This is a genomic window from Azospirillum sp. B506 (genome assembly GCF_000333595.1).
In the GTDB taxonomy this organism is placed as follows: Bacteria; Pseudomonadota; Alphaproteobacteria; order Azospirillales; family Azospirillaceae; genus Azospirillum.
Genome location: NZ_BADK01000903.1, coordinates 1 through 11,269, shown reverse-complemented (window position 1 = coordinate 11,269; position 11,269 = coordinate 1). Strand labels below are relative to the sequence as shown.

Sequence of the window (11,269 nt, the reverse complement as noted above, 5' to 3'; positions counted from 1 at the left end):
TGCTCGTCCCACACCCGCAGCAGGATGTCCTTCCAGCCAGTCTTCGGGATCTCCGACGGGGTTTCCGCCGACCGGCCGCGGGCCTCGCCATCATTGGCGGCGCGTCCGCCGCCCTGCTGGCGGTTCGTCCGGTTGCGATGCTCGTAATAATGACGGCGGCTCAGCCCCAGCATGCCCCGCCCTCCTCAGACCACGGCTTCGTGCAGCGCGCCGACCCGGTACCGCACCGTTTCCAGGGCGTGGAACTGGGCGCCGATGACGACCTGCAGATGCTCGTCCGGCGCGTCGCGCAGGGCGTCGCGGAACAGCGCCAGCGTGCCGTCCAGCCCGCCTTCCAGCCGGGCCAGCAGGTCGCCGCGGGTAGCCGGTCCGCCGGCCCCGGCCATCACGCTGCGGGCGCTGGCCTCCGCCAGACCATGCATGGGCGACCAGACGCGGGCCCCCTCGCCGGCGGTCGCGCCGGCGGTCTCGATCCAGCCGCCGCCCTCGCGCAGCTCGGCGTCGAGCGCCAGGGCGCTGCGGTCGAGCTGGTCGGCCAGCTCCTGCAGACGGCCGGACAGCGACGGATCGGCGATGGTCATGTCGGCGCGGCGGAAGGCCTCGGCCCCGTCGCGGCAGGCGCCGGTCAGGTCGGTCAGCAGATGCCGGCTGCGCGGGTCGAGATGACGGCCATGGGGATCGTAATCGTCGAATTCGGTGGCCGATTCGGGGGTGCGGGCGACCGCCACGGCAAGCCAGAGGGCGCCGACGCCCATCAGCGCCACGGGAATCGGGTTGGCACGCACCGCGCGGGCGATGCGGCCGGACAGGCCATCGCCGCCACCTTGGATCACGTCGTGCACCACCTGCACCACGCCGCCGGACATCTGGCCGGGCGACAGGCGGAATTCGATCTCGTCGATCACCGAATCCATGCGTGCCCGGATCGACCGGATCTCGTGTTCGATCTCCTCGGGCCGGCGGCCCTGCGGTGCTGCCGTGTCGGGAGGAGTTGCGGACGGAATGGCGTCGGTGCGATGGGTCATGCCGGGCGTCTCCTGTGGGGGCTGCCGGCTTGCAACACCAGGAGATGCCGATTGTTCCGGCCATTCCCGCTTCGGTCAGGGCCGTCCGCCCCCACAGCCGAAGGGCCGGACGGTTTCCCACCCGGCCCTTCGTCAGGAACGGCTGACAGGCTGCGCTCAGACCAACTGCCCTCAGGCCAGGGCTGCCAGCGCCACGCCGCCCAGCCCGATGGCGGCCCCCAGCCCGCGCAGGACCAGCGCCCCCTTGCCGCCGCTGGCAAGACCGCGCAGAGACAGGGCGGCACCGACGCCGGCGCCATGCAGCAGGGCGGTGGCGAGCGCGAAGCCCAGGCCGTAGAGCAGCGGCTGCGCCGCCTCCGGCATCTCGACGCCATGGGCATGGCCATGGAACAGCGCGAACAGCGCGACCACCGCCATCGACACCGGCAGCGCCAGGCGCGACTGCGCTGCAATCAGGGCGCCCAGCACGATCACCGAGCCGGCGATCCCCAGCTCCGCCGCCGGCAGGGCGATGCCGCTCATGCCCAGCAGGCCGCCGCCGATCATGGCGGTGACAAAGGTGGCCGGCAGCGCCCACAAGGCGGCCCCGCCGCGCTGCGCCGCCCACAGCCCGACCGCGACCATTGCCAGCAGATGGTCCCAGCCGCCGATCGGATGCAGGAAACCGTGGGCGAAGCCGGCGTCATGGGCGCCGAAGGTGTGGGCGTCGGCGACCGCGGGCAGCACCAGCCCGGCCAGCAGGACGGCCGAGGCGAGAGGGAAACGTTTCATGGACCAGCATCCTCTGATGTCGTGTCGCGCCCATCGGCTTGTACCGCCCCGGCTTTCCCGCCCGACGCAGGGGAAACCGGACAGTGTGGCGCGGTTGGGCGGAAGTGTAGCAGAAAGCGCCGGCCCGGCCATGGCCGAGACAACGGTTTCTCTGGGCCGGAACTACGTATTTTGACGCAGGTCAATGAGGTGCATCCCCGATCCGTCAAGATACAGTCGGGTCCATTCACGGAAGGTCCGCACGGGAAACGCCGATGTCCACCGCCACGCTGCCCGGAGAGGGGTCGGTCGCCGTCCGGCTGTGGCTGGACCGCGGGACCATCGGCCGGGCCGAGGTCGCAACCCGCCGCCCGCGCGCCGTCGCCGCCCTGGTCGGCCGCAAGGCGGATGAGGCGGCGCGACTGGCGCCCCTGCTGTTCAGCCTGTGCGGCAGCGCCCAGGGGCTGGCCGTCGCCCGCGCCTGCGAGGCGGCGCTGGGAATCGACGCCAGCGCCCACGAGACCGCCCGCAGCCTGCTGACCGATGCGGAGGTGCTGGACAGCCATGGCTGGCAGGCAGCGGTCGAATGGCCGGCGCGCCTGGGCGCCCCGCCGAAGCCGGCGGCTCTGCGCGAGCTGCGGACCGCGGTGTCGGCGATCCTGCCGGCGCTCTATCCGGCCAAGGACGGGCTGCGGCCCGGCGGCGGCATTCTGCGGCCGGACGCGGCGGCGTTGCGCGACGCGCTGGCGCGGATGGCCGGCTGGCTGGACACCACCGTCTTCGCCGGCCCGCCGCCGCAGGACGCCGACGAGCTGGCCGGTTGGGCGGCTGCCGGCGGCAGCTATGCCGCCCGTCTGGGCGCCCGGCTGCTGTCGCCCGATCTGGCGGGTTGGGGAGCCTGCTGCGTGCCGCTGCTCGTCGACCGGTCGCCGGACCGTTTCGCGGCGGCGCTGGCCGGCGATCCGGCCTTCGCCACAGCCCCCCGTTACGAGGACGCCCCGGCCCTGACCGGCCCGCTGGAGCGGCAGGCGGGGCACCCGCTGGTCCTGTCGGTGACTGAGCGGTTCGGCGACGGGCTGGCCCGGCTGTTCGCGGCGCGGCTCGCCGATCTGGCCGAACTGCCGCGGCGGATGGAGGCGGCCATCGCGGCCCTTCGCCCCGCCGGCCCGGCTGCCGCCGGTTCCGGCCGTCCGGGCGAGGGCTGCGGCGTGGCGGAAACGGCGCGCGGCCGGCTGGCCCATTGGCTGCGGCTGGATGGCGACGGCCGGCTGGCCGACGCCCGCATGGTGGCGCCGACCGACTGGAACTTCGCCGCCGACGGCCCGCTGGCGCGCGCGCTGGCCGGGGCGCCGGTGCGCGGCCGCGACGATGCGGTGGAGCGGGTGCGGCTGCTGGTCGCGATGCTGGATCCCTGCGTCGCCTGCGGCATAGACGTACACGAATGAGGATCGCTTGCCGAAGCTTGCGGGCAGGCCGATGATGGGCAGGCGTCAGGGTAACGACGTCAGGTTAAGATACGCGCCTACAAGCCCTCTCCCCCGTGGGGAGAGGGTTGGAGGGGGTAGCGCGGGCAGAATGACCGCGCCAGGGGATTGCCAAGGGGCAGTATGCCCCTTGGCGGCGCGCTTTGCGCGCCGGCCCCCTCACCCTCCCCACGCCTCCGGCGCGGGTCCCCTCCCTCTCCCCGGGGGAGGAGAGGGCTTAACCCGAGATCATTAACCTGACTTCGGTACCCTGGAGCGGGCGTCTTGCGGATTGACGAGTGGGAGAGCGCGTGATGTGCACGGTTTGCGGATGCGGAGAAGGCGAAACCCGGATCGACGGCAAGGCTGCCGACGCCGAGCATGAGCACATCGGCCCGGACGGCAAGGTCTACCGCCACCGCCATGGCGAGGCGCACCATCATGCCCACCATCACCATGACGACACCCACGAGCATGTCGCCCCCGACGGCACCGTGTTCCGCCACAGCCACACCGATCATGGACACCAGGACCAGGGGCACCATGACCACGGGCATGACCACGGGCACGGGCATGACCCAGATCACGGGCATGACCATAGCCATGACCATAGCCACGGCCACGACCATGACCACCACCATCACACCCACGACCATCACCGCCCCGACCGTGCCGACGCCATCGACGGCGGCGCCGCGCTGAACCAGCCGCGGCTGGTCACCATCGAACGCGACATCCTGGCGAAGAATGACGGGCTGGCCGCCGTCAACCGCCGCCGGTTCGCCGAGCGCGGCGTGTTCGTGCTGAACCTGATGTCCAGCCCCGGCTCGGGCAAGACCACCCTGCTGACCCGCAGCCTGACCGACCTGAAGGGCCGCTTCCCGGTCGCGGTGATCGAGGGCGACCAGCAGACCAGCTTCGACGCCGACCGCATCCGCGCCACCGGCACCCCGGCGGTGCAGGTCAACACCGGCAAGGGCTGCCATCTCGACGCCTCGATGGTGGCGCAGGCCGCCGACAAGCTGGCGGCTGACGGCCAGTTCGCCGAGGACGGCGTGTTGTTCGTCGAGAATGTCGGCAATCTGGTCTGCCCCGCCGGCTTCGACCTGGGCGAGACCCACCGCGTCGTCGTGCTGTCGGTGACGGAGGGCGAGGACAAGCCGCTGAAATACCCGGACATGTTCGTCCGCGCCGACCTGCTGGTGGTGAACAAGATCGACCTGCTGCCCCATCTCAGCTTCGATGTCGAGCGCATGATCGGCTACGCCCAGCGCCTGAACCCGTCGCTGGCGGTGATCCAGCTGTCGGCCACCACCGGCCAGGGGCTGGAGGAATGGTACGACTGGATCGCCGACGGTCTGGCAGAGGCCCGCGCCTCCCATTCCGCCGCCGCTGCCGTCTGACGGGGGAGGACCGCCGCCATGTGCCTTGCCGTCCCCGCCCTGGTCACCGCCCTGCTGCCCGACGACCGCGCCACCGTCAGCCTGGGCGGCGTCACCTCCACCTGCTCGCTGGAGCTGGTGGAGGGCGTCACCGTCGGCGATTACGTGATCGTCCATGTCGGCTACGCCCTGTCCCGCCTGGATGCCGAGGAAGCCGAGCGAACGCTCGCTCTGCTGGCCGAGGTCGCCCAGGTCGAAACTGAAGCGGCCGAAGCCACGGCCTGACGCCGCTCGCGCGTGTTTCGACGGAAAACCGCACCCGCGAACAGGCACGTCATTCCCGCGAAGGCGGGGATCAAGGCTTCCCAGCCAAGCCCCTGAACCCGCTGGATTCCCGCCTTCGCGGGAATGACGGCGCACCAAAGGCAAGGGTTCCCGCATCTCTTGCGCGGAAACTCGCTCTCCAACCGACCACCCGGACCCCCGCCATGACCGACCGCCGCCTCTTCACCCGCAAGCTCGACATCGCCCGTGGGGCGGTGGACATGACCCACGGGTCGGGCGGCAAGGCGATGGCGCAGCTGGTGCGCGAGCTGTTCGCCGCCGCCTTCGCCAATCCCTGGCTCGACCAGGGCAACGACCAGGCCGCCTTCGATGTGCCGGGCGGGCGCATGGTGATGACGACCGACGGCTTCGTCGTCTCGCCGCTGTTCTTCCCCGGCGGCGACATCGGCTCGCTGGCCGTCCATGGCACGGTGAACGACGTCGCCATGGCGGGTGCGGTGCCGCTGCACCTGACCGCCGGCTTCATCATCGAGGAGGGCTTCCCCCTCGCCGACCTCAAGCGGGTGGTCGACAGCATGGCCGCCGCGGCGCGCGAAGCCGGGGTCGCCATCGTGTCGGGCGACACCAAGGTGGTGGAGCGCGGCAAGGGCGACGGTGTCTTCATCACCACCACCGGCATCGGCATGGTGCCGCCCGGCGTCGCCCCGTCGGGTGACCGGGCGCGGCCGGGCGACGCCATCCTGGTCAGCGGCACCATGGGCGACCATGGCGTCGCCATCATGTCGACCCGCGACAATCTGGGATTCGAAACGGCGATCCTGTCCGACAGCGCCGCCCTGAACGGGCTGGTCGCGGCGATGGTGGCGGCGGTGCCCGACGTGCATGTGCTGCGCGACCCCACCCGCGGCGGGCTGGCGACGACGCTGAACGAGATCGCCCACCAGTCCGGCGTCGGCATGCGGCTGCGCGAGGCCGACATCCCGGTGCGGGCGCAGGTGACCGCGGCCTGCGAGCTGCTGGGCCTTGACCCGCTCTATGCCGCCAATGAAGGCAAACTGATCGCGATCTGCGCCGGGGAGGAGCGCGACCGCCTGCTGTCCGTCATGCGCGGCCACCCGCTGGGACGGGATGCCGCCTGCATCGGGCAGGTGGTGGAGGATTCCCACCATTTCGTGCAGATGGAGACCCGTTTCGGCGGTCGCCGGATTGTCGATTGGCTGACCGGAGAACAGCTTCCGCGTATCTGCTAGATCGGATCGCGTAAAATCGGAAACGATTTGGAGCGTGAATCCGATCGTCAAAAGCAACGCTATGGGTGAAGGCATACCCGTACCGGCGGGCTAACCCACCCTTTCCACCAGGCCCGCCCCATCGGCGGGACCCCTTTCGCGCGCTGGCCGTTGCCTCTCTCGGATGGTCCTATGCTCTGACCAGAGACGATCAGCGACGAGAGATTACAATGGCGTTGTCCAACATCGCTCTTTTGGGCGCTCCCCGTTTGGATCCCGGCCGCATGGCCGGAACCCGGTCGGCGATGCAGGCGATGGACCGGCTCCCCGGTAGTCCCCCCTTGCACAGACACCCCGTGAAGCGTGCCTTCGACATCGTCGGCTCGCTGGCGCTGCTTGCCGTGTTCGGCCCCCTGATGCTCGTGCTGGCCTGGATGGTGGCGCGCGACGGCGGCCCGGCGGTGTTCGGCCATAGGCGCGTCGGTGCCGACGGGCGTCCCTTCACCTGCCTGAAGTTCCGCTCGATGGTGGTCAACTCCGCCGAGGTTCTGGAACGGTTGCTCGCCACCGACGAGGAGGCCCGCGCCGAATGGCTGGCGACGCGCAAGCTGCGCAACGACCCGCGCATCACCCGGGTCGGCCGTTTCCTGCGCAAATCGAGCCTGGACGAGCTGCCGCAGCTCATCAACGTCCTGCGCGGCGACATGAGCCTGGTCGGCCCGCGTCCGATCATCGACGACGAGGTGTCCTACTATCACGCCTGCTTCCCCTTCTACGCCCGCTGCCGCCCCGGCCTGACCGGGCTGTGGCAGGTCAGCGGCCGCAGCGACGTCGATTATGTGCGCCGCGTCCAGCTCGACACCGCCTATGTCGTCGGCTGGAACTTCTGGGCCGACATCGGCATCATGCTGCGCACCGTGCGCGTCGTGGTGAAGGGCAGCGGCGCCTACTGAGCGCCTTTTGCCGCCCCGGCCTCCCCCCTCCGAACGTGCTCATCCCTTCACGCCGGTCGCGCGTCCCATCGGGGCGCGCGACATCGTTGTTTGCGCGCCCCATGTCAGGACTCCGTCCCCTGACGCGGCCCGCCCTTTCTACCGCCCCCCTGCCGCTTGCATCCCCTCTTGCCGACATCGGGGTGGACTTTGAGAATGGACGGACGACGTGCTAGGGTCGGGCGACCGGCGAAACCCTGGTATAGTGAACGATGCATGTAAGACCGCCGGCCGGATCGGCCAGTCAAGAGGGTCCAAGGATGGCGAAGCTGCTGGCTGCCTTGCTGCTGATGATGGTGGCGATCGGGCCCGCCTGCGCCGTGGCGCCCGCCAGCCGTGCCGACACCGTCGCGGCGCTCGACCGCTACCGTACCGATTTCGCCAAGGTCCGCGGCTATGGCTCGCTGTCCACCGCCGACCGCAACTACGTCCTGTTCTCCGACGCCATGCGCCGCGTCCTGACGGAGCATGTGAAGCCTTTCGACCCGCAGGTGCTGGTCGACAAGGCGGAGGACGGGCTGAAGAAGAAGAAGGCGGAGAACCCGAAGGCCAGCGACCGCATGCTGACCGAGGCGGCGCTGGACAGCATGCTGGGCACGCTCGACCCCTATTCCAGCTTCCTCGACGCCGAGCGCTACCGCTATCTGCGCGAACAGACTCAGGGCGAGTTCGGCGGGCTGGGCATCGAGGTGACGATGGACGAGGAAAGCGGCCTGATCAAGGTCGTCTCCCCCATCGACGGCTCGCCCGCCGCCCGCGCCGGCCTGCGCAGCGGCGACCTGATCGCCCGCATCGACGACGTGGCGGTGAAGGGGCTGAACCTGCACGACGCCGTCGCCCGCATGCGCGGCCCGGTCGGCAGCTCGGTCGCCCTGTCGATCCGCCGCCCGCCGGCGACCGACGCCGGCACCCGCGTCTCGCTGACCCGCGCCATCGTGAAGATCCAGCCGGTGCGCTACCGGCTGGAGGGCAATGTCGCCTATGTCCGGATCGCCACCTTCAACCAGTCGACCTCCTCGGCGCTGGATTCGGCGATCGAGGACATGCGTCGGCAGGCGAAGGGCCGGCTGGCCGGCGCCGTCATCGACCTGCGCAACAACCCCGGCGGCCTGCTGGAGCAGGCGGTGCAGGTGGCCGACCGCTTCCTGGACACGGTGGACATCGTCTCGGTCCGCGGCCGCGATCCGGAGGAATCCCGCACCTAACGCGGCACCCCCGGCGACCTGATGGCCGGGCTGCCGGTGGTGGTGCTGATCAACAGCGGCTCGGCCTCGGCATCCGAGATCGTCGCCGGCGCCCTGCAGGACCATCACCGGGCGCTGCTGTTCGGCTCCCGCTCAATACGGCAAGGGGTCGGTGCAGACCATCTCCTCACTCAGCGTATGACACCGGCATCCGCCTGACCACCGCCCGCTATTACCGACCGTCGGGAGCGCTGGTGGACTGCTTCGGCGTCTCCCCGAACCTGGAGGTCAAGCCGACCCACGGCAGCACCGAGGAGACCCACCCCGACCCCGCCACCTGCGACCCCAACGCACCGGTTCCGCCGAAGCCGCAGGTGTGGATGGCCCAGGAGATGTGCCCCGACGTGATGGACAAGGCGCCCAAGCCCGACGACGACCGTCCGTTGGAATGCGCCGTCTCCGCCATCCGCAACCGCCTGACCGGGACCTTGGCCGGGGGCGAGTGAGGCAGGGTCTCCCTACCCCACGAACCCCGCCCCCACCACCCGCGTCTCCACCGTCCAGCCGGTGCCGTGTGCCGCGATGGCGGCGACGGTGCCGGGAAGCACCCGGCGGTCGAACAGGCTCCAGTCCGCCGGCACGCCGACGTCGCCGCACAAGTCCTCGCCTATCTCCAGCAAGGCCGGCGGTGCGTCCGGCGTCACCTCCACCGCGAACCGGTCGAGCGGCATCGACAGCCCGACGCCGGCAGCCTTGATGAAGGCCTCCTTCCGCGTCCAGGCCAGCAGGAACCCTTCGTCCCGCCGCTCCGGCCCCAGCCTCTGCAACGCCGCGCGCTCGGTCGCGTGGAAGAAGCGGTCGGCGATGCCGTCGGCGCTGTCGATGGGCCGCAGCCGTTCGATGTCGACGCCGATCCGCCCCTCCGCCGCCACGGCGATGGCGAGGCTGTCCTCGCTGTCGCTGAGGTTGAAGGCCGGGCCGCCGGGCAGCGCCGGCTTGCCGTGCGTCCCATAATCGAAGACCAGCGCCGCCGGGTCGCGCCCGGTGCAACGCCCCAGCAGCAGCCGCAGCAGCCCGCGGCGCAGAATGAAGCGGTCGGTCAGCCGCTCCATCAGGAAGCGGTCGGCACGCTCCAGCTCGTCGGCGGACAGCAGGGCGCGCATCGCCGCCTTCTGCGCCGACAGGGCGGTGAGATCGGCGAACCAGACCCGGACGACTCCGGGCTTCAGGACATAGTCGCCGGCAAGCCCGTTTGCGCTGCCGGCCTCCGGCATTTCGATGGTCCCGTCATGCATCGGACAGCGATCCTCCCTCCTAAATTAGCGTCCTGGCTCCGGCAGGGGTTTCGGGTATCATGCGCGCCTCACGCATCCGCCCCTGCATCCGGACCAGGATCCCATGGTTGACACCGCCCTGCTCGCCCCGCACCTGACCAACGTTCTTCGCGACGCCTTCATCCCGGAGCTGCCCAATCATTACCGCGGCAAGGTGCGTGAAAACTACGACCTTCCGGACCAGGGAGAAGGGGCGCGGCGGATCCTGATCACCACCGACCGCCTGTCGGCCTTCGACCGCGCCCTGACCGCCATCCCCTTCAAGGGGCAGGTGCTGACCCAGACCGCCCGCTTCTGGTTCGAGGCGACGAAGGACATCTGCGCCAACCATGTGCTGGAATACCCGGATCCCAACGTGGTGGTGGCGAAGCGGCTGACCATCATGCCGGTCGAGGTCGTGGTCCGCGACTATATGGCCGGCACCACCGGCACCTCGATCTGGTCGATGTACAAGCAGGGCCGGCGCGAGATGTACGGCCACATCTTCCCCGACGGGCTGCGCCAGAACCAGAAGCTCGGCACCCCGATCATCACGCCGACCACCAAGGCCTTCGACGCCGGCCATGACGAGGAGCTGACCGCGACCGAGATCGTCGAGCGCAAGCTGCTGACCCGCGCCCAGTGGGACGAGGTGTCGGACAAGGCGCTGGCCCTGTTCGCCCGCGGCCAGAAGATGGCGGCGGAGCGCGGCCTGATCCTGGTCGACACCAAGTACGAATTCGGCTTCGACGCCGACGGCAACATCCTGCTGGCCGACGAGATCCACACCCCCGACAGCTCGCGCTACTGGTTCGCCGCCAGCTATCAGGAGCGGTTCGAGGCCGGCGAGAAGCCGGAAAGCTTCGACAAGGACTTCGTCCGCAACTGGGTCGTCGCCCGCTGCGATCCCTACACCCAGGACGTTCCGGAAATCCCCGCCGACGTGGTTCTGGAAGCCGCCCGCGTCTACATCGAGGCCGGCGAGACCATCACCGGCCGTCCGTTCGAGGTGCCGGCGACCGCCGTTCCGGTGCTCGACCGCATCCGCGCCAACCTGGCGCCCTACTTCACCAAGTAAGACGGGGTGGGTTCCATGCGCGTCGCCATCCTCGACGACTACCAGGGGGTCGCCCGCGACCTCGCCGATTGGTCGCAGCTTCCGCCGGGCAGCGACCTGATGGTCTTCGAGCAGCCGCTCGGAAATCAGGACGCGGTGGCGGCGGCGCTGGAGCCCTTCGACGTGCTGGTGATCATGCGGGAACGCACGCCGTTCCCGGCAAGCCTGATCGACCGGCTGCCGAACCTCAAGCTGCTGATCACCACCGGCGCCCGCAACAACGCCATCGACCTGAAGGCCTGCGCCGCCCGCGGCATCCCGGTCAGCGGCACCCGCATGGTCGGCGCCCCCACCGCCGAACTGACCTGGGGCCTGATCCTGGCGCTGACCAAGCGCATCCCGGCCGAGGAGCGGGCATTGCGCGAGGGCCGCTGGCAGACCGGCCTGACCGGCGATCTCGGGGCCAAGCGGCTGGGCCTGGTGGGCTTGGGCAAGCTCGGCAGCAAGGTCGCCAGGGTCGGCCAGGCCTTCGGCATGGAGGCGGTGGCCTGGAGCCCCAACCTGACCGACGAGCGCGCGGCGAAGCCGG

At 70.3% G+C, this 11,269-nt stretch carries 11 protein-coding genes and 1 pseudogene; 9 read left to right on the top strand and 3 right to left on the bottom strand.

The features are described from left to right. Positions 1–185 precede the first annotated feature (185 nt). A complete protein-coding gene (locus tag I71_RS28030; protein ID WP_042701892.1) occupies positions 186–1,025 on the bottom strand; it encodes a DUF3618 domain-containing protein in 840 nt (279 codons plus the stop codon). Positions 1,026–1,196: 171 nt separating this feature from the next. Next, the gene (locus I71_RS28025) at positions 1,197–1,796 is read right to left on the bottom strand and encodes a HupE/UreJ family protein (RefSeq protein WP_042701889.1); all 600 of its coding nucleotides are present in this window, start codon (positions 1,794–1,796) and stop codon (positions 1,197–1,199) included. Positions 1,797–2,050: 254 nt separating this feature from the next. On the opposite strand from I71_RS28025, the gene I71_RS28020 reads away from it, so the two are divergent. From I71_RS28020 to I71_RS40235, 7 genes and pseudogenes are all read left to right on the top strand, one after another. Then, positions 2,051–3,220 (top strand): nickel-dependent hydrogenase large subunit, encoded by a 1,170-nt coding sequence (locus I71_RS28020; RefSeq protein WP_083897441.1) that lies wholly within the window; start codon positions 2,051–2,053, stop codon positions 3,218–3,220. 332 nt (positions 3,221–3,552) lie between these two features. Continuing rightward, positions 3,553–4,641, top strand: a complete 1,089-nt coding sequence (hypB, locus tag I71_RS28015; RefSeq protein WP_049976372.1) for a hydrogenase nickel incorporation protein HypB — start codon at positions 3,553–3,555, stop codon at positions 4,639–4,641. A gap of 18 nt (positions 4,642–4,659) precedes the next feature. Beyond that, positions 4,660–4,905, top strand: coding sequence for a HypC/HybG/HupF family hydrogenase formation chaperone (locus I71_RS28010; RefSeq protein ID WP_042701865.1), 246 nt, complete (start codon positions 4,660–4,662; stop codon positions 4,903–4,905). A 203-nt stretch (positions 4,906–5,108) separates the two neighbouring features. Next, positions 5,109–6,155, top strand: coding sequence for a hydrogenase expression/formation protein HypE (hypE, locus tag I71_RS28005; RefSeq protein ID WP_042701862.1), 1,047 nt, complete (start codon positions 5,109–5,111; stop codon positions 6,153–6,155). A gap of 335 nt (positions 6,156–6,490) precedes the next feature. After that, entirely contained in the window at positions 6,491–7,087 is a 597-nt protein-coding gene (locus tag I71_RS28000) for a sugar transferase (protein ID WP_049976371.1), read from the top strand. 251 nt (positions 7,088–7,338) lie between these two features. After that, positions 7,339–8,529 (top strand): annotated as a pseudogene (locus I71_RS40890) (S41 family peptidase). Positions 8,530–8,564: 35 nt separating this feature from the next. Beyond that, the gene (locus I71_RS40235; protein WP_244434096.1) at positions 8,565–8,816 is read left to right on the top strand and encodes a hypothetical protein; all 252 of its coding nucleotides are present in this window, start codon (positions 8,565–8,567) and stop codon (positions 8,814–8,816) included. 12 nt (positions 8,817–8,828) lie between these two features. On the opposite strand, the gene I71_RS27990 is transcribed toward I71_RS40235, so the two are convergent. Beyond that, positions 8,829–9,605 (bottom strand): 4'-phosphopantetheinyl transferase superfamily protein, encoded by a 777-nt coding sequence (locus tag I71_RS27990; protein WP_049976370.1) that lies wholly within the window; start codon positions 9,603–9,605, stop codon positions 8,829–8,831. 103 nt (positions 9,606–9,708) lie between these two features. Between I71_RS27990 and I71_RS27985 the strand changes: the two genes are divergently transcribed. Both I71_RS27985 and I71_RS27980 read left to right on the top strand, forming a co-directional pair. Then, complete coding sequence (locus I71_RS27985; protein WP_042701856.1) at positions 9,709–10,701, top strand: phosphoribosylaminoimidazolesuccinocarboxamide synthase; 993 nt, start codon at positions 9,709–9,711, stop codon at positions 10,699–10,701. A gap of 15 nt (positions 10,702–10,716) precedes the next feature. Further along, a partial coding sequence (locus I71_RS27980; RefSeq protein ID WP_042701854.1) for an NAD(P)-dependent oxidoreductase occupies positions 10,717–11,269 on the top strand: 553 nt, incomplete at its 3' end.

What these genes read in the sequence shown, in the direction of transcription:
- I71_RS28030 (WP_042701892.1), bottom strand. Translation starts at nt 1,025, where the DNA reads ATGACCCATCGCACCGACGCCATTCCGTCCGCAACTCCTCCCGACACG.
- I71_RS28025 (WP_042701889.1), bottom strand. Translation starts at nt 1,796, where the DNA reads ATGAAACGTTTCCCTCTCGCCTCGGCCGTCCTGCTGGCCGGGCTGGTG.
- I71_RS28020 (WP_083897441.1), top strand. Translation starts at nt 2,051, where the DNA reads ATGTCCACCGCCACGCTGCCCGGAGAGGGGTCGGTCGCCGTCCGGCTG.
- hypB (WP_049976372.1), top strand. Translation starts at nt 3,553, where the DNA reads ATGTGCACGGTTTGCGGATGCGGAGAAGGCGAAACCCGGATCGACGGC.
- I71_RS28010 (WP_042701865.1), top strand. Translation starts at nt 4,660, where the DNA reads ATGTGCCTTGCCGTCCCCGCCCTGGTCACCGCCCTGCTGCCCGACGAC.
- hypE (WP_042701862.1), top strand. Translation starts at nt 5,109, where the DNA reads ATGACCGACCGCCGCCTCTTCACCCGCAAGCTCGACATCGCCCGTGGG.
- I71_RS27990 (WP_049976370.1), bottom strand. Translation starts at nt 9,605, where the DNA reads ATGCATGACGGGACCATCGAAATGCCGGAGGCCGGCAGCGCAAACGGG.
- I71_RS27985 (WP_042701856.1), top strand. Translation starts at nt 9,709, where the DNA reads ATGGTTGACACCGCCCTGCTCGCCCCGCACCTGACCAACGTTCTTCGC.